At 62.3% G+C, this 18,092-nt stretch carries 18 protein-coding genes; 13 read left to right on the top strand and 5 right to left on the bottom strand.

All coding sequences use genetic code 11. From position 1 onward, the window contains the following. Nucleotide 1: 1 nt before the first annotated feature. The 3 genes from lepB to JO965_RS14620 all read right to left on the bottom strand — a co-directional run bounded on the left by lepB (nt 2) and on the right by JO965_RS14620 (nt 2,129). Nucleotides 2-754, bottom strand: coding sequence for a signal peptidase I (gene lepB / locus JO965_RS14610; protein ID WP_246776559.1), 753 nt, complete (start codon nt 752-754; stop codon nt 2-4). A 221-nt stretch (nt 755-975) separates the two neighbouring features. Then, nucleotides 976-1,374, bottom strand: a complete 399-nt coding sequence (gene acpS, locus JO965_RS14615; RefSeq protein ID WP_203439614.1) for a holo-ACP synthase — start codon at nt 1,372-1,374, stop codon at nt 976-978. Continuing rightward, nucleotides 1,371-2,129 (bottom strand): pyridoxine 5'-phosphate synthase, encoded by a 759-nt coding sequence (locus tag JO965_RS14620; RefSeq protein ID WP_203439615.1) that lies wholly within the window; start codon nt 2,127-2,129, stop codon nt 1,371-1,373. The genes acpS and JO965_RS14620 overlap by 4 nt, the downstream gene beginning before the upstream one ends. A gap of 353 nt (nt 2,130-2,482) precedes the next feature. On the opposite strand from JO965_RS14620, the gene rpsF reads away from it, so the two are divergent. The 12 genes from rpsF (at nt 2,483) to JO965_RS14680 (ending at nt 15,452) form a co-directional block, all read left to right on the top strand. Beyond that, a complete protein-coding gene (rpsF, locus tag JO965_RS14625; RefSeq protein ID WP_203439616.1) occupies nt 2,483-2,884 on the top strand; it encodes a 30S ribosomal protein S6 in 402 nt (133 codons plus the stop codon). Between the two features lie 2 nt (nt 2,885-2,886). Next, complete coding sequence (gene rpsR, locus JO965_RS14630) at nt 2,887-3,147, top strand: 30S ribosomal protein S18 (protein WP_036353512.1); 261 nt, start codon at nt 2,887-2,889, stop codon at nt 3,145-3,147. A 128-nt stretch (nt 3,148-3,275) separates the two neighbouring features. Further along, nucleotides 3,276-4,241 carry a DUF2232 domain-containing protein gene (locus JO965_RS14635; protein WP_203439617.1) on the top strand — a complete coding sequence of 322 codons (966 nt, stop codon included), beginning with the start codon at nt 3,276-3,278 and terminating at the stop codon, nt 4,239-4,241. Between the two features lie 23 nt (nt 4,242-4,264). Beyond that, the gene (gene rplI, locus JO965_RS14640; RefSeq protein WP_203439618.1) at nt 4,265-4,831 is read left to right on the top strand and encodes a 50S ribosomal protein L9; all 567 of its coding nucleotides are present in this window, start codon (nt 4,265-4,267) and stop codon (nt 4,829-4,831) included. Nucleotides 4,832-5,087: 256 nt separating this feature from the next. Then, nucleotides 5,088-6,581 (top strand): replicative DNA helicase, encoded by a 1,494-nt coding sequence (locus JO965_RS14645; RefSeq protein WP_203439619.1) that lies wholly within the window; start codon nt 5,088-5,090, stop codon nt 6,579-6,581. Further along, nucleotides 6,578-7,744: an alanine racemase gene (gene alr / locus JO965_RS14650; RefSeq protein ID WP_371826789.1), complete on the top strand. Its 1,167-nt coding sequence runs from the start codon at nt 6,578-6,580 to the stop codon at nt 7,742-7,744. The genes JO965_RS14645 and alr overlap by 4 nt, the downstream gene beginning before the upstream one ends. Further along, the gene (gene radA / locus JO965_RS14655) at nt 7,744-9,153 is read left to right on the top strand and encodes a DNA repair protein RadA (RefSeq protein ID WP_203439620.1); all 1,410 of its coding nucleotides are present in this window, start codon (nt 7,744-7,746) and stop codon (nt 9,151-9,153) included. The genes alr and radA overlap by 1 nt, the downstream gene beginning before the upstream one ends. Before the next feature lie 131 nt (nt 9,154-9,284). Beyond that, the gene (locus JO965_RS49190) at nt 9,285-10,811 is read left to right on the top strand and encodes a cadherin domain-containing protein (RefSeq protein ID WP_203439621.1); all 1,527 of its coding nucleotides are present in this window, start codon (nt 9,285-9,287) and stop codon (nt 10,809-10,811) included. Between the two features lie 522 nt (nt 10,812-11,333). Next, nucleotides 11,334-11,942 (top strand): CvpA family protein, encoded by a 609-nt coding sequence (locus tag JO965_RS14665; RefSeq protein ID WP_203439622.1) that lies wholly within the window; start codon nt 11,334-11,336, stop codon nt 11,940-11,942. 111 nt (nt 11,943-12,053) lie between these two features. Further along, a complete protein-coding gene (gene purF / locus JO965_RS14670; protein WP_203439623.1) occupies nt 12,054-13,541 on the top strand; it encodes an amidophosphoribosyltransferase in 1,488 nt (495 codons plus the stop codon). A gap of 9 nt (nt 13,542-13,550) precedes the next feature. Then, the gene (locus JO965_RS14675) at nt 13,551-14,294 is read left to right on the top strand and encodes an SDR family NAD(P)-dependent oxidoreductase (protein ID WP_203439624.1); all 744 of its coding nucleotides are present in this window, start codon (nt 13,551-13,553) and stop codon (nt 14,292-14,294) included. A gap of 591 nt (nt 14,295-14,885) precedes the next feature. After that, nucleotides 14,886-15,452: a M10 family metallopeptidase C-terminal domain-containing protein gene (locus JO965_RS14680; protein ID WP_203439625.1), complete on the top strand. Its 567-nt coding sequence runs from the start codon at nt 14,886-14,888 to the stop codon at nt 15,450-15,452. 120 nt (nt 15,453-15,572) lie between these two features. On the opposite strand, the gene JO965_RS14685 is transcribed toward JO965_RS14680, so the two are convergent. After that, complete coding sequence (locus tag JO965_RS14685; RefSeq protein ID WP_203439626.1) at nt 15,573-16,544, bottom strand: AEC family transporter; 972 nt, start codon at nt 16,542-16,544, stop codon at nt 15,573-15,575. Nucleotides 16,545-16,766: 222 nt separating this feature from the next. On the opposite strand from JO965_RS14685, the gene hspQ reads away from it, so the two are divergent. After that, nucleotides 16,767-17,096, top strand: a complete 330-nt coding sequence (gene hspQ / locus JO965_RS14690; RefSeq protein WP_203439627.1) for a heat shock protein HspQ — start codon at nt 16,767-16,769, stop codon at nt 17,094-17,096. An 80-nt stretch (nt 17,097-17,176) separates the two neighbouring features. Here hspQ and JO965_RS14695 read toward each other — a convergent pair whose 3' ends face one another. Further along, entirely contained in the window at nt 17,177-17,968 is a 792-nt protein-coding gene (locus JO965_RS14695; protein ID WP_203439628.1) for an invasion associated locus B family protein, read from the bottom strand. Nucleotides 17,969-18,092 lie beyond the last annotated feature (124 nt).

Raw genomic sequence — 18,092 nt, forward strand, 5'->3', positions numbered from 1 at the left:
GTTACTGGATCCGTTCGAAGAGACGATTCCAGCGGATCTTCTGCGGCCATTCCCACGGACGCCACAGGGAGGCGCTCTCGTCGATGGAGAAGAAGATGATCTCCGCGCGGCCGACCAGATTCTCGAACGGCACCTGTCCGACGCTCGCCTCGTCACGGGAGTCGGTGGAATTGTCGCGGTTGTCGCCCATCATGAAGAAATGGCCGGGTTGGACCGTGTAGATATTCGTGTTGTCCCAGTAGCCGCGGTCGCCGTCACGCTCGATGACGAAGTGGGACACGCCGCCGGGCAGCGTCTCCTTGTACTGCGGCACGGAGATCGTGCGGCCGTAGAGATCGGTGGTCTTGTAGTCCTCCACGCGCTCCCGCTGCACCGGTTGGCCGTTGATGTGTAGCACGCCGCCGATCACCTGGATCTTGTCTCCGGGCAGGCCGATGACGCGCTTGATGTAGTCGGTCGAGTTGTCTTTGGGCAGCTTGAACACGGCGATCTCGCCCCGCTTCGGCTCGGAGCCGAAGATGCGGCCGGAAAAGATGCCCGGGCTGAAGGGGATCGAGTGCTTCGAATAGCCGTAGGAGTACTTGGAGACAAACAGGTAGTCGCCGATCAGCAGGGTCGGGATCAGGGACCCCGACGGGATGTTGAAGGGCTGGAAGAGCACGGTGCGGACGACGACCGCGATGAGCAGAGCCTGGATGATGACCTTGATGGTCTCCCAGAGGCCGCCTTCCTCGTTCTTTGCACTGCTACTCACGTATTTGCTACTTTTATCGCTCACGTCTGTCGACCTATGCTCTGGGACCGCGACGGCGGGAGCCGCCTTCGTCCCTGTGGCAAGTCGAGAGGGGTTTGCACTTAAGCCCCAAGGGCAAGCCACTCTCGATGGATTCGTTCTGCAGTCTCTTCCGGCACCCGGAAGCCGTCCTGCGGCGGCCATGCTCTAACCTAAGGCGCGTCCTGCCGCAACGCAGCCCCTCAGGCTGGAAGCGCCTCGATGATCACAAAGGCTTGGGCCAGGGGCGGATCGTCGGTCAGCGAGACATGGACGACCGCCTTGTGTCCCGCGGGTGTCATGGCCTTGAGACGCTCCAGGGCTCCCCCTGTCAGCCGCATGGTCGGCCGGCCGCTCGGAAGGTTGACCACCTCCATGTCTCGCCAGAAGACGCCATGGCTCAGGCCCGTCCCCAAAGCCTTCGCGCAGGCCTCCTTGGCGGCGAAGCGGCGGGCATAAGATGGAGCACGGGCGGCTCGTCGGTCACTCCTTGCCCGCTCCCCCTCGGTATAGATGCGATGGGTGAAGCGGTCTCCAAAGCGCTCGATCGACTTCTCGATGCGCCGAATGTCGCAGAGATCGGATCCGATGCCCAGAATCACGCCGGCACCTGTGCCCGGCCTTCGTCCATGGCGGCGCGCATGGCCCGCACGGCCTCGTCGAGCCCGTGGAAGATGGCCTCGCCGATCAGGGAATGGCCGATATTGAGTTCCACGATCTGCGGGATCGCCGCGACGGGACGGACCGAGTCGAGGGCGAGGCCGTGCCCCGCATGGATCTCGAGGCCAATCCTGGCCCCATGCTCGGCCGCGCGCTTCAGGCGCTCCAGCTCATGGGCGATCCTGGCCTGATCGCCATCGACGACTGCCTCGCAATAGGTCCCCGTATGGAGCTCGACCACGGGCGCCCGCAGATCGCAGGCCGCGTCCATGACCGCGATTTCAGGTTCGACGAAGAGGGACACCCGGATGCCCTCGCCTTTCAATTGCTGAATCACCGGTCGCAGATGGGCATGGGCACCGATGATGTCGAGCCCCCCTTCTGTGGTGCGCTCCTCACGCTTCTCGGGCACGAGGCAGGCAGCGTGGGGATGAATGCGCGTGGCAAGCTCCACCATCTCGGGGGTCGCCGCCATCTCGAAATTGAGCGGCACGAAGAGTTCCTGCTTGAGCCGCCACATATCCGCATCGCGGATATGGCGCCGGTCTTCCCGCAGATGCGCGGTAATTCCGTCCGCCCCGGCCAAGACGGCCATGTTCGCGGCCCGGACCGGGTCGGGGTGGATGCCGCCCCGTGCGTTCCGCACGGTCGCGACGTGATCGATATTGACGCCAAGGCGAAGAGGAGGAGCTGTCATAAGGGTGTTTTAGCCTAGCGCAGTCCTTTGACCAGAGTTCCGCAGTCGTTCAGACGCACTATCAACGGCAATTCGCTAGAAGCGGCCTGGCTTTAATGGTAAAGACCACCCTTGCCTTCCTACCTCAAATCGACTATAGCCCCCGCTTCGCGTTCGCTCCGGCCGGGGGCTGAACGGACGGTGCGGTTTGCCGCATAGGGGTTTTGGCTCCGTCGTCCCGTGTCTCCGCCTTCGACAACCGCTCGGGCCTTGCAGGCTCGAAGGGCTTGGCGCCGATCGGACGCGCGAAACGGCCAAGACACTCGTCAAAACAGTGCCGAGGCTTGATCCTCAAACCCTGAGAAAGGCCCATTATGCCTCTCTATGAGCATATCTTCATGGCTCGCCAGGATGTCACCCCGCAGCAGGTCGAGGCTATGGTCGACCAGTACAAGGGCGTCATCGAGCAGAACGGCGGCAGCGTCGACAAGACCGAGATGTGGGGCGTGAAGTCCCTCGCCTACCGCATCAAGAAGAACCGCAAGGCGCATTTCACGATGTTCAACCTCAACGCCCCGGCTCCGGCCGTGGCCGAGATGGAGCGTCAGATGCGCATCAACGAAGACATCCTTCGCTTCATGACCATCAAGGTCGAAGAGCTCGAGACCGAGCCGTCTGTGATGATGCAGAAGCGCGATCGCGACGAGCGCAAGGACCGCGAGCGCCGTGAGCGCGATGGCGGCTTCGAAGGCGGCAACGAAGGCGAGGAGGCTTAATCATGGCATTTGGTGCTACTGGTGGCGCTGCCGGCGGCGGCCGCCGTCCGTTCTTCCGTCGTCGCAAGACCTGCCCCTTCTCGGGTCCGAACGCTCCGAAGATCGACTACAAGGACACGAAGCTCCTGTCCCGCTACATCTCGGAGCGTGGCAAGATCGTTCCTTCGCGCATCACGGCCGTGTCGGCCAAGAAGCAGCGTGAACTCGCCCAGGCGATCAAGCGCGCCCGCTTCCTGGGCCTCCTGCCCTACGTGATCCGCTAGGCAAGACCTCGGCGGGCCGCCTCGCGCGGCCCGTCTTTACTCTATCCTTCGCCCAGCGGTGAGAACCCGCCGGGTCAGTTGGGGCAAAAGCCCCTAACCCTGCCGATGAGCAGTGGGACAGCGAGACGATGAATTTTATTGCAACAGGCATAGGCGCGGGCCTCGTATCGGCCCTTCTGACCGCGGTTGTCGTCAAGGCGACTCCGCTCGCAGCCGTGTTGTATCTCCTCGCCCCCATTCCCGTTCTGATCGTCTCCCTTGGCTGGGACCACCGCTCCGGGCTGGTTGCTGCCGTCGTGGGCGGCATCGCGATCGCACTGATCCTGTCCCCGCTCAGCGGATTCGGCTTTGCCCTCATCACGGCCCTGCCGGCTTGGTGGCTATCCTATCTCGCTCTTCTCGGGCGTCCCGGGCCTGACGGGACCATGGAATGGTATCCGGTCGGGCGGCTCCTGGCGTGGATCGCGGCGACAGCCGCACTCACCATCATCGCCGCCGGCGTGATTTCCACGGGCGGCGATTTCAGTGCGTTCGACCAGAATTCCCGTGCCGTCTCGGAGGCCTTCGTAAACTCGCAGTTCAGCACGTCCGGGCCCGATGCGCTCAATGCTGAGACCCGCGAGGAACTGGTCAGCATCATCGCCCGCTTCACGCCTTTCCTGTCGGCCCAGGGCTTCGCGACCGTGCTGGCAATCTACCTCTGGGCAGCAGCCCGCATCGTCCACGCCTCCAAGCGGCTGCCGCGCCCCTGGCCGTCGGTGCCAGAACTCGTGATGCCACGCGCGGCAGGCCTGATCCTGGTCGGCGCTCTCGTTGTCGCGGTGACCTTCGATGGCTTCATCGGCGCATTGGGAATGGCTCTATCGGGCTCCTTCCTCATGGCCTTCGCCCTGCAGGGCCTCGCCGCCATTCATGACCGTACCCGGGGCAAGTCGGGGCGTTCGTTCCTGCTGTCGGCCGTGTACGTCCTCATCTTCGTTACCCAGGGCATCCTGATGGTCGCCCTGGCCCTGTTCGGCATCGCCGACAGCATCTTCGACCTGCGCCGCCGCTTCGGCTCGCGGCCGAACCAACCACCAACCCTTTCCACCTGATCACGAACCTAAAGGAGACAACCATGGAAGTGATCCTTCTCGAGCGCGTCGCAAAGCTCGGCCAGATGGGTGAGACCGTGAAGGTCCGCTCCGGCTATGCACGCAACTTCCTCCTGCCGCGCGGCAAGGCCCTGCGCGCCACGGACGCCAACAAGAAGCATTTCGAGACCCAGCGCGCCCAGCTTGAGGCCCGTAACCTCGAGCGCCGCAAGGAAGCGGAAGCCGTCGGCGAGAAGCTGAACGGCCAGAGCTTCATCATCCTGCGTCAGTCGGGCGAGACCGGCGTGCTCTACGGCTCGGTTTCGACCCGCGACCTCGCCGAGATCATGACCCAGAACGGCTTCACGGTTGACCGCAACCAGATCGCCATCAACCAGCCGATCAAGACCATCGGCCTGCACAATGTGCCGGTCGCCCTCCATCCGGAGGTCGAGGTTCAGGTGACCATCAACGTCGCCCGCAGCCCCGAGGAAGCCGAGCGTCAGGCTCGCGGCGAGTCGGTCACGACCCGTGAAGAGACCAACCTCGACGATCTCGGCCTCGAGGTCGGCGCGGCTCTGGCCGAGGCCGGCGGCGAAGAAGAGGTCTAAGCTAGAGCGATTGCTCCAGTTCCTGATTTGTTCTAAAATCGCGCTCTCCGTCGATTCGACGGGGAGCGTTTTTCTTTTGGGTTTCAGGCTTGTGAGAGAGTCAAGCTGCGGCGCCCGCGAAAAGATGAACGGTGTGAGAATCGAGGACAGCGAGGACAGATTGGGAAGAGTCCCGGCTTCGTGTCCGTACAGCAACCTTTAGGACACGAATTGCGGTCTAAGAGACTCTAACCCTTCCCTGTTTCCGGAGCGCCAGATGGCCACCGCCAACGCCCTGATCGCCCGCCTCGAAACCGCCGAGCCGCAGTTTCGGACGCCTCCCAGCAACATCGAGGCCGAACAGGCCCTGCTGGGCGCGATCCTGGTCAACAACGATGCCTATTACCGCGTCTCCGACTTCCTTGAGGCCGGCCATTTCATCGAAGACCTGCACCGGCGCATCTACGAGGTGGCGACAAGCCTGATCAAGGCCGGCAAGATCGCGACTCCGATCACCATGAAGACCTTCCTGGGCGATCAGGATCTCGGCGGCATCACGGTGTCCCAGTACCTCGCCCGTCTCGCGGCCGAGGCGACCACTGTCATCAACGCCGAGGATTACGGCCGCACGATCTACGACCTCGCGATCCGCCGCAACCTCATCAATATCGGCGAGGATATCGTCAATAACGCCTTCGACGCTCCCGTCGAAAATTCACCGCGAGAGCAGATCGAGGAGGCGGAACGGCGGCTCTATGCGATTGCAGAAACGGGCCGCGCCGACGGCGGCTTCCAGCGCTTTTCCGATGCGCTCACCGCCGCCATCGACATGGCCGCCGCCGCCTACAAGCGCGAAGGAGCATTGTCCGGCGTCTCGACAGGCCTCATCGACCTGGACAAATCCCTCGGCGGCCTTCAGCCGTCTGACCTGATCATCCTTGCCGGGCGTCCGGCCATGGGTAAGACATCGCTGGTCACGAACATCGCATTCAACATTGCCAAGGCCTACCGGGCGGAGAAGCAGCAGGACGGCAACTTGAAGACCGTCAATGGCGGCATCGTCGGCTTCTTCTCCCTCGAAATGTCGGCGGAACAGCTGGCGACGCGTATCATCGCCGAGCAATCGGGCGTGCCGTCCTACAAGATTCGCCGCGGCGACATGCGCGAGGACGATTTCTACAAGATCACGGAAGCCGCGCGCGAGATGCAGTCGATCCCGTTCTACATCGACCAGACCGGCGGCATCTCCATTGCGCAGCTCACCGCCCGCGCACGGCGCCTGAAGCGCCAGCGCGGTCTCGACATCCTTATCGTCGACTACCTTCAGCTCCTCTCCGGCTCGGCCAAGAAGGGCGAGAACCGCGTGCAGGAGCTCACCGAGATCACCACCGGCCTCAAGGCCCTTGCCAAGGAACTCGCGGTTCCGCTCATCGCCCTGTCCCAGCTCTCCCGTCAGGTGGAAGCGCGTGACGACAAGAGGCCGCAGCTCGCCGACCTTCGTGAATCGGGTTCGATCGAGCAGGATGCCGACGTGGTCATGTTCGTTTACCGCGAAGAGTACTATCTGAAGAACAAGGAGCCGAAACCCGGCACCGAGGAATACTTCAAGTGGCAGTCGGAGATGGATCAGGTTCACGGCAAGGCCGAGGTCATCATCGGCAAGCAGCGTCACGGACCGACCGGCACCGTGCAGCTGGCCTTCCAGGCCGACATCACCCGCTTCACCGACCTTGCGGATGAAGACAAACTTCCCGAACGGATTGGCGATTGACCAAACTTGACTCTCCCATCACCACCACCGGCAGCATCCCCGAGAACGCCGCCGGCGGTGTCCTCCATATCGATCTCGATGCCCTCGCCTCGAACTGGCGTACCCTGCGCGATAACGCGGGTGGCGCGGAGACTGGTGCCGTCGTCAAGGCGAATGCCTATGGCATCGGCATCGAGAAGGCTGTGCCGGCGCTTGGCCAAGCCGGCTGCCGCACCTTCTTCGTGGCTCACTTGAGCGAAGCGATCCGCGCCCGCGCCGTTGCGCCGGATGCGACGATCTATGTGCTGAACGGCCTGTTTACGGGCACCTGCCCTACCTACGCGGAGTTCGATCTGCGTCCCGTGCTCGGCTCCTTCGAGGAGATCGAGGAATGGGCCGGGTTCTGTCGTGGACGGGGTCAAAAGCGGAAGGCTGCGATCCATGTCGACACCGGCATGAACCGGCTCGGCCTCACGGTGTCGCAAGGACTGACGCTCAAGGATCGTGCGGAGCTGAAGGACTTCGAGACCGCGCTTCTCATGAGTCATTTCGTCAGCGCCGAAGAGAGCGACAATCCGCTCAACATTCAGCAGATCGAAGCCTTTCAGGCTGTCCGTTCAACGCTTCCCGATGTTCCGGCGTCGTTGCCCAACTCTTCGGGCATTTTCCTGCGCGACAAGCCTCAATACGCTTTGGTGCGTCCAGGCTATGCGCTCTACGGCGGCAACCCGACTCCGGACCAGGCCAACCCCATGAAGCCGGTCGTCGGCCTTGAGGCACGCATCGTGCAGCTGCGTTGGGTCGAGGCGGATCACACGGTCGGCTACAACGGCCGCTGGCTCGCCTTGAGCAAGCGCCGCATCGCCACGCTTTCCGTCGGCTATGCGGATGGCTATCCGCGCTCTTCGAGCGCCCGCGGCAAGAGCAACGATGAACTGCTCGCCGGCATGGCGCTGGTGGCTGGCCGCCCCTGCCCCTTCGCCGGCAATGTCTCCATGGATCTGATCGCCATCGACGTCACGGATGTGCCGGAGAGCCAGGTTCAACGTGGCGACACCGTCACCTTGATCGGCGGAGACCTGACCGTTGACAAGGTTGGCCGCCGTGCCGGCACCATCGGCTATGAGATTCTCACCAATCTCGGCTCCCGCTATGCCCGCACCTATCGCGGGGGACAGGGCTGATGGCCAAGCGTTATCCGTCCTTCGTGTGCCAGGAATGCGGCGCGGTCTATAATCGCTGGAAAGGCAAGTGCGAGGCCTGCGGCGGCTGGAACACAATCGTTGAGGAGGCCGGCTCCGCAAGTCCCATGGCAGGGCCTGCCGCGACGCGCCCCTCCCGCGCCAAGGGTCGGATCTTTCCCCTCGAAGGCCTCTCCGGCGAGACCAAGGAAGCCCCACGTACGCCCTCCGGCATCGCCGAGCTCGATCGCGTCACGGGCGGCGGCTTCGTGCATGGCTCGATCATCCTGCTCGGCGGCGATCCTGGCATCGGCAAGTCCACGCTTCTGATGCAGGCCTCCGCCGCTCTCGCCAATCGCGGCGAGCGCGTCGCCTATATCTCGGGCGAAGAGGCGGTGGCACAGGTGCGCCTGCGGGCCGAACGCCTCGGTCTCGGCCAGGCGCCGGTCGAACTGGCGTCAGAGACCAATGTCGAGGACATCATCGCGACCTTGAGCCAGGGCCGTCCGCCGGCGCTTGCCATCATCGACTCGATTCAGACCATGTGGACCGAGACGGTGGAATCCGCGCCCGGCACTGTGACCCAGGTGCGCGGCTCCGCCCAGGCGCTGATCCGCTTTGCGAAGACCACCGGCACCGCTGTCATCCTCGTCGGCCATGTAACCAAGGATGGGCAGATCGCCGGTCCGCGCGTCGTCGAGCACATGGTCGATGCGGTAGTGTCCTTCGAGGGCGATACGGGCCACCACTTCCGAATCCTGCGTGCGGTAAAGAACCGCTTCGGCCCTACCGATGAGATCGGCGTCTTCGAGATGTCTGATCAGGGCCTGCGGGAGGTGCCCAACCCCTCCGAGTTGTTCCTCGCCGGACGCGATATGGCGACGGCCGGCACGGCGGTCTTCGCCGGAATGGAAGGCACGCGCCCGCTCCTCGTTGAGATTCAGGCTCTCGTCGCGCCGACCTCCCTCGGCACCCCGCGCCGAGCGGTCGTCGGCTGGGACCAGAGTCGGCTCTCCATGGTACTCGCCGTGCTGGAAGCTCATGGTGGGCTGAAGCTCGGCATGCACGATGTCTATCTCAACGTCGCAGGCGGTTTGCGCATCACCGAACCCGCCGCCGATCTTGCAGCGGCAGCGGCCTTGGTCTCGTCACTATCCGGCAATCCGCTCCCGCCCGACACGGTCTATTTCGGCGAAATGGGCCTCTCCGGCGCCATCCGGCCGGTGGCTCAGGAACAGGCACGGCTGAAGGAGGCAGCGAAGCTTGGATTCTCAAGTGCGGTCTCGCCCCAGCCAAGGTTGGACAAGGCGAAGACCTCCAAGAGCGAGCGTCTGCCGCTCGCCACTTCTTCTATCGGCCACATCACTGATCTCGTGGCGGGCATCGCGGCTAGAAGACGTAAAGCATCGTAGGAAGTTTTAAGGGTGCAGCCTAACGGCTGAATTGACAGGCTTTCGTTTCAAGTAAACATTATATCGATAAATTTTGGCGCAGGGACCCGACACTTTCTGCGACCAGTTTACGCCTTAAAGGGGCTATCGATATGCCGATCACGATAAAGCTTTCATCCATCACCTTCCCCGAAGACATAGGATGGTTTTCAACAAGCATTGGTATTATTAGCGCCAAAGATGAAAACGGCACGACATTGGAAGGCTATAGATTTGAATTAGTTGATAACATAGGAGGGCGTTTTGCCATTGAATACCAATACCTATACGTTACTACTACGGGAAATGAAGCTTTTAATTTTGAGAATGACAATCTGAATTCTTTTGATATCAAAATTCGCGCCATCAAAGGCAACGAGCCTCCCGTCGAAGCCGACTTCACGCTTACTGTAACCGATGCTCCAGATGCTCCGACGAACCTGGAGCTTTCCGGCAATACCGTCGCTGAGAATGCAGCCATTGAAACGGAGATTGCTACGCTGTCCGCATTTGATGAGGATCGAGGCGAAGGTGCGGCGATCTTCTATGACTTCGTCACAGATGAGTATGGAGACACAGTTGCGACCCACGACCTCTTCGAAGTCGTCGGCACAACCATTCGGTTGAAAGCCAATCTCGACGATGCTCAGATCGGCCCCTATGAGCTTTGGCTGCGTGCCATGGACGAGGACGGCAGCTATTCCGTCAACAAGATCGCCCTGAACGTGACGAACGTAAACGAAGCTCCAACCGACCTGACGTTCACCGGTGGCATCATTGCGGAGGATGCATCCGTCGGTGCGGTTGTCACTACTCTCTCGGCTCAAGACCCGGACAAGAACGATACCTTTACCTATGCGATCACCGACGCGAAGGGAGCAGTCGTTGCCAATCCATACTTCGAGATCGTCGGCAATCAAATCAAAGTCAAAGCCGGCCTCGATAATCCCCAACTCGGGCCTCATACCTTCTGGGTCAAAGTCACGGATTCAGGGCAACTGTCCTATCTGGAGCAGGTTACGATCACTGTGTCCAATTCTCCGGAAGTGATTACCGGCACGAACAGGAACGACAATAAGCTCAACGGCTCCGCCGATGACGACTTCATCAACGGCCTTGCCGGCAACGACAGACTCTTCGGCCTTGCGGGCAACGACACGCTCAACGGCGGCGCGGGCAAGGACAAGCTTCATGGCGGTGCCGGCCAGGATGTCTTCGTGTTCGACACGCCCGTGAAGAAGGGGCACTTCGACCATATCGAAGACTTCAAGGCTTCCGACGACACGATCCAGATCAGCCTCGCGGCTCTGAAAGCCTTCAAGGTGAAGGGCGCCAAGGCGAGCGACGTGCTTTCCAAGAAGAGTTCGGACGACAAGGGGAAGCCCGACGACAAGGGAAGCAAGAAATCCGTCGGTTTCGACAAGATCTTCAAGAAGGATCAGAAGCTCGAGAAGAAGTTCTTCAATGTCGGCATGAAGCTCAGCGACAGTCCCGACGGCTCCAACGATTACATCTTCTACAACAAGAAGAGCGGCATCGTTTACCTGGACATCGACGGCTCCGGCAAAAGCAAAGGCATCGAGATCCTCAAGGTGAAACCGGGCACCACGCTCACAGCAGACGACTTCCTGTTCATCTGAGGCAGCATATCCCTTCAACTCCCAGGCTCCGGTGTGGTCCCACCGGGGCCTTTTTGTTACCGAGCTGATGCAGAAAAGCCGGCCGTGTCCTTGATAACGAAGCGCAATGCCCGGTTCGTTTAGGATCGGTTGAGCATCCTTCCGGGGAGCCCAACAGCGACAGAGCAAAACCGCCAAGTCCGCCTCGCGGCCGGTCAGTTGTCCTCGCCCGATAGTTTTGAATTCATAGCGCCTCGCTTTCTACCAGGAGACGGCTCAACGGATTGCCGAGGACGTGGCGAGTATCGGGAAGACATCGTGACAGACATGAGAGCGCACCGCGAACCTTCGTTGGGTGTTGGAAGGTTAGGAATTTCGGCAAGCTGACCGTGCAGGTTTCCTGATCGGAGCCGGCGTTCCGGCGGCCTTCGCACAACCACTCGGCGTTCCAAGGGTGACGAAAGCCTTTCTTAACGCTATAGAGCCAAGGCTCTGAACCCGCGAAGGCGGCTCCATTCCTGTTATTCTGCGTAGGCCCGGCCCATGCCCTTTTCCGTTCTGGACCTCGTCGTTATCGGTATCGTCCTGATCTCGGCCCTTCTTGCTGCCGTGCGCGGCTTCACCCGCGAAGTGCTCGCCATCGTGGCCTGGGTCGTCGCAGCCGCTGCGGCCTGGTACTTGCATCCGACAGCCCTGCCAATCGCGCAGCAATATATCAGCAGCAACACGGTGGCGCTCGTGGCCGCCATCGGCGGCATCTTCGTGGTAACGCTGATCATCGTGTCGATCATCACGGTGCAGATCTCCGACCTGATCCTCGATTCCCGCATCGGCGCCCTTGACCGGACGCTGGGTCTGTTCTTCGGCGCCGCGCGCGGCTTCCTCATCTGCGTGATCGGCTGGGCTTTCCTCGGCTGGCTGCTTCAGGGCAAGGAGCCTGAATGGGCGGCCTCCTCCCGCACCCGCCCCGCGATGGAGAACACCCGCGACAACATCATCGCCATGTTGCCGGAGAATGCCGAGGCCCTGCTCCAGCGCCTGCGCAAGGAAGCGCCGACGGAAGCCGAGCCGGCCGAGCCCGATCCGCAGCGCCCGGCAACGCCTGCGCCCGCTGCCCCGACCGCGCCGCAGACGCCTCAACGGCGTAGCTGAGCCGGCTAGGATCACGTTTCCGCCAGCGTCAACATAGCCATTGGCGTTCGGCCCGAGGACGACTACATAAGGGCGGCGCCGGTGGGGGCGCGAATCCCAAGGATTTGATCGATGTCTGCTTTGTCTGAGACGTGGCAGGTCACCCCGAAACAGGTGGACCTGGACCTCGACGGCGATACCCTGCGTGAAGAATGCGGCGTCTTCGGCATCTACGGGCATCCTGACGCAGCCGCCATTACGGCGCTCGGCCTCCATGCCCTGCAGCACCGCGGTCAGGAAGCGGCGGGCATCGTTTCCTATAACGGCTCGGTCTTCCATTCCGAGCGCCGGCTCGGCCTCGTCGGCGACAACTTCTCCGACCGGGCGACCATCGAGCGCCTCGAAGGCCTCTCCGCCATCGGCCATACCCGCTACTCGACGACAGGCGAGACAGTCCTGCGCAACGTGCAGCCCCTTTTCGCCGAGCTCGACGGCGGCGGCTTCGCGGTCGCTCATAACGGCAACCTGACCAATGGCCTGACGCTGCGCCGCAATCTCATTCGCGACGGCGCCATTTGCCAGTCGACGACCGATACCGAGGTGATCGTCCATCTCGTAGCCCGCAGCCGCAAGGATCGGGTGATCGATCGCTTCGTCGAAGCGATCCAGAAGATCGAGGGCGCCTATGCCCTGGTGGCGCTCACAAACAAGAAGCTGATCGGCGCCCGCGATCCGCTGGGCATCCGCCCCCTGGTGCTGGGCGAGCTCGACGGCCGCTACATTCTCGCCTCCGAGACCTGCGCGCTCGACATCATCGGCGCCCGCTTCGTGCGCGACATCGAGAATGGCGAATGCGTGGTGATCTCTGACGAGGGCATCGAATCCTTCCGCTTCGTGCCGGAACAGGCTCCGCGCCCCGACATCTTCGAATACATCTACTTCGCCCGCCCCGATTCCGTCGTGAACGGCCGCAGTGTCTATGAGGTCCGCAAGGGCATGGGCCGCGAGCTCGCGCTGGAATCGCCCGCCGTTGCGGATGTGGTGATTCCGGTGCCGGATTCCGGCGTGCCGGCGGCGCTCGGTTACGCCCAGACCTGCGGGCTGCCTTACGAGCTCGGCATCATCCGCAACCACTATGTCGGCCGCACCTTCATTCAGCCGACCCAGTCGGTGCGCGAGCTCGGCGTGCGCATGAAGCATTCCGCCAACCGCTCGGCGATTGCCGGCAAGCGCATCGTGCTCGTGGACGACAGCCTCGTGCGCGGTACGACCTCGGTGAAGATCGTGCGCATGATGCGCGAGGCCGGAGCCAAAGAGGTACACTTCCGCATCTCCAGCCCGCCGATCACACATCCGGACTTCTACGGCATCGACACGCCGGAGAAGGAGAAGCTGCTCGCCGCGACCCATGATCTCGAGCAGATGCGCCAGTATATCGGCGCGGACTCGCTCGCCTTCCTGTCCATCGAGGGCGTGTATCGCGCCATGGGTGAGACGGGCCGCAACGCGGCGCAGCCGCAATTCACCGACCATTGCTTCACGGGCGACTACCCGACGCCGCTGACGGATCTTGCCGTCGCCACTCCGCGCCGTCTCGCCGTTCTCGCCGAAGCCGACTGAGACCTTTCGATGGACAAGCCTCTTCAGAACCGCGTCGCGGTCGTCACCGGCGCTTCGCGCGGCATCGGCCGCGCGGCGGCGCTCGCCCTTGCCGAAGCTGGCGCGCATGTGATCGCGCTCGCCCGCACGCAAGGAGCGCTCGAATCCCTCGACGACGAGATCCGCGCCAAGGGCTCCTCGGCCACCCTCGTGCCGGTGAACCTCAAGGATTTCGAGGCCCTCGACCGATTGGGTGCTGCGATCTACGAGCGCTGGGGCAAGCTCGACATCCTGCTCGGCAATGCGGGCCAGCTCGGCGAGCTCGCGCCGATCACCCATATCGACCAGCCGGTCTGGGACGAGGTGATGGCGGTCAACGTGACAGCCAATTACCGCCTGATCCGCTCGCTCGATCCGCTGCTGCGCGCCTCGGATGCTGGCCGCGCGATCTTCATCACCTCCGGCGCCGCTCACAAGCACAAGGCCTATTGGGGCGTCTATGCGGTGTCGAAGGCAGCTCTTGAGGCCCTGGTGCGCACCTATGCCGCCGAGACGGTGACGACCCCGGTCAAGGCGATGCTGCTCAATCCCGGCCCCCTTCGCACTGCCATGCGCCGTGCGGCGATGCCGGGCGAGGACCCGCTGACGCTGAAGACGCCCGATGACCTCGCCCCTCACATCGTGAAGCTCGCCCTGCCCTCGTGGAGTGAGACCGGCAAGATCTATGACTTCACGCAGGACGGTAAGGTCATCGAGCCGCAGCTGCCGGCTTAACGGCAAGTCCAGTCTCTCGATCCGGCCCGCACAAGTGCTCATTTCGAATACCTCGAGGGTGTCATCCCGGGACTGCGGGGCGGAACCCGGGACCGTCGGACGAGGATGGCTCACTTCACCTCTCACGGGCGAGAGAGGCCGGATCGTCAGGTCCGGGTGAGGGAGGGTGCTTAACACGGGTGACTCCGTGCCCCTTATTCCTGCCCCTCCCTCGAAGAGGGGAGCTTGCGCCCCATCCCAACCGCATCATGGCCCTGACCGCATCGGCGGCGCTTCGAACTTGATGCTGTTCTCGAGGCGGCGGACAGGGATCGGCTTCCAGCGCGTCGGTGAGCCGCTGATTGAACGTCGCGGTCGGGAGGCGCGCGTTCCGCGTCTCAAAAGTCAATCTGCACAAGGGTTTGAGAGGACATCCTCCGCTTTGCGAACACAAAGAAATTCCCGTCCTGCCGCCCGACCTTCTGTTCATAGTCCCCTAACAGAACTCGCCGCGGGCAACGTTGCGACATGGGATAGCATTGCATTAACTGTAATGTGCCTATATTTCGTTCTGCTTCCAACAACGAGCAGAATCGATTTCAGGAGGACCTTATGAGCGGCAAGAATTCTCAGAAGACCGGCTGGACATTTCCGAGCATCGGCCAGGACCAGGATGCGCTGTGGGGCTCGGCGACCGCCGCCCTTCCCCCGATGGGAACGCCCCGCGCCGACGTGCTGAAAGGCACCGACGGCATCGATGGCTTCTACGGCATGGGTGGCAACGACATCATCTACGGCTACGGCGGTTACGATGCTCTTGCTGGCGGCACCGGCAACGACAGGCTCTATGGCGGCAAGGGCAACGACAACTTCATCTTCGAATCCAAACTGAACGCGAAGACCAATGTCGACAGGATCATGGATTTCAAGTCCTCCGAGGACGACACGATCAGCCTGTCCCGCTCCGTCTTCAAGAAAACCGGCTCTTATGGCGCGCTGAAAGAGGCGGCGTTCTATGCCGGCAGGAAAGCTCACGACAAGGACGACCGGATTATCTACGACAAGAAGACCGGCTCGCTCTATTACGATCCGGATGGAACAGGCTCGGCGGCGCAGATCAAGTTCGCCATCCTGGCCAACAAAGCTGCCATCACCCACGCGGATTTCGCGATCGGCTAAAGCCCTCGCCCGGTGACAATGAACCCAGCCCCTCCGGCAACGGAGGGGCTTTTTGTTTCAAGATTTCGGAAGAGCCTCTCGGGCCGGCTATTGCCGAAGAAGGGAGAGCCGCTCAAGCGTTCACGGGAAGAGATCGTACGGCAGGACGCCGGTCTTGGTGGTGAGATAGAGAAGCAGCGTCAGCGTGACCATCGACACCAGCGTGCCGACAAGGACGCAGGCCGAGGCGCGCTCCACGCCCACGTTGTATTGGGTCGAGATGACGAAGATGTTCAGCGCCGGCGGCAGGGCCGCCATGATCATCGCCGCATAGGTCCAGTCCGGGCCGAAATCGCCGACGGCCGAGAGCATCACCCAGACCAGCAGCGGGTGCAGGATCAGCTTGATGAAGACCAGTGCCGGCACCTCCCCGGGCATCCGGCGTAGAGGCCGCAAAGCGACGGTCACGCCGAGGATGAACAGGGCACAGGGAGCGGCCGCTCCCGAGAGCCAGGTGACCATCTGTTCGACGGGGCCCGGCAGCTGAAGATGCAGATAGCTTGCGGCGATGCCGATGGCCGTCGCGACGTTGAAGGGGTGAGTCACCACGCGCCAGACGATCCGGCGGATCGTCGCCGGCAGGCTGAGCTTGTCGAGCCCCGCCATCGACATCAGCAGCGGGACCACCGAGAACAGGAACAGATTATCGAAAACGAAGATCAGAACAACCGGAGCGCTGGCCGAAGCGCCGATCGCCGCGAGGATGAGCGGCGGGCCCATATAGCCGATATTGGAATAGGACCCGGCCACGCCCTGCATGACCGATTGTGGGAGGTCCTTGGTATAGCGCCAGCCGGTCACGAACGACAGCACGAAGGCGCAGAAGGTCGAGAACGTGGTGGCGGCAATGAAGGGCCAGTTGGCCAGCTCGGTCAGAGGCTTGTCGGCGATGAGTCGGTAGAACAGGCAAGGCAGCGCCACGTAGATCAGAAAGAACTGCATCCAGGCGAGGCCGGCTTCCGGCTGCTTCACCATCCTGCCGCAGAAGAAGCCGAGCCCGATGAGACCGAAAAAGGGGGCAAGCAGATTGAACAGCCCGATCAGGTCGGACATCGGCGGCTCCAGATGGAAGGCGGATGGAAGAGGTGGCAAGCCTGAAATGAGAGTTTCTTCTGGCAAGGTTCCAACCTTGCGACAATCCCACCTTTCGGAAGGCTCGCAGTCCTGGAATGCAATGCTCAGCTCAACAGATGGCCTTGCTCTCTCGATTGTGACGCGGGGCCGATTTGGAGATTTCCGCCAGAATCTCTATATGAAGATCAAGGAGTTAAGACCATGAAAGCGAGTTCAGCAAAATTCGCGATCGGCCAAGTGGTTCGGCACCGGGTCTTCGATTTCAGGGGGCTCATCTTCGACGTCGATCCGGAATTCGACAACACCGAAGAATGGTGGCTGTCGATCCCTGAAGAGGTCCGGCCCCACAAGGACCAGCCCTTCTACCACCTCTTCGCCGAGAACGCGGAAACCGAGTACATTGCCTACGTTTCCGAGCAGAACCTTCTTCCCGACCATTCCGGTGAGCCTCTGCGCAATCCGATGATCGCCGAGATGTTCACCCGGGAGAAGAACGGCAGCTACAAGGCCAAGCCGATCCTGGCCAACTGAGATTTCCTCTTCGAGTCAAAAGAAAACGCCGGGCTTTGCAGCCCGGCGTTTCTGTTTGTCGTTGTTGAAGAACGGCGGCCTTACGGCTTGGGAGCAGCCGGGGCCGCAGCACCCGGAGCGGCCGCGCCCGGAGCAGCGGCGCCGGCACCGCTGTTCAGCATGCGCTGGCGCATCTCTTCGCTCTTCTTCTGCAGCTCTTCCTGGAGCTTCTTCTGCTGCTCTTCGAGCACCTTCGGATCGATCGGAGCACCGTCGAAGGCCTTGCCGAAGCCGGCTGCCGGAACGGCGAAGGTGATCTCGCGACCCATCTGGTTCTGGACGCTCACGTTCAGGTTAGCGCCCTTCTTGATGGCGGCGATGAAGTCGTCCTTCACCTGAGCCTCGGCGAAGCAGCCGTTGGGCAGGCACATGACGTAGCGACCGGCGGTGGCCTGACCCTGATCGACGGCGAAGCGCAGGCCAGGCTGCAGGAGCAGGCCGAGCGGCATCACGAAGCGGACGACCTTCTGCGGCTGCTGGCCCTTCACGTCATAGACGGCGAGAGCGAGAACCGGTTGGCCCTGATCCGAGACGAAGTCGCGGGTGGTGTAGCAGATCTCGGTGTTGGTGTTCTGGTCCTTGCCGCAGACCTTGGTCCATTCCGGCTGGGACGGCTCGGCCTTGACCTGCACGATCGTGGGACCGGCATTCTGCTGCGCTTGAGCGGCGCCTGGAGCCGGCTGCTGGGCGGGCGCGGCGGGACGGGCCGGTTGAGCGGCGGGGCGCTGAGCCGGAGCGGTCTGAGCCAGAACGGGTGCGCTCACCAGAAGAGCCAAGGCAGTCGCCAGGCCACGGGTCCCCCCCAGGCTCGCGAAGCGTGTCGCGAAAGACATGTGTTAGTTCCTCTTCAGTCGAAAGTTCGGCTTTCGAATAGGCCGTTTATCCGGCGTGTTCTTAACCTGCAATGACGGGGTCCAAATCCTTGCCGAATGTGGCGAAGACAAGACGTGTGGCGCT

The organism is Microvirga sp. VF16, from assembly GCF_016864375.1.
Taxonomy (GTDB): Bacteria; Pseudomonadota; Alphaproteobacteria; order Rhizobiales; family Beijerinckiaceae; genus Microvirga.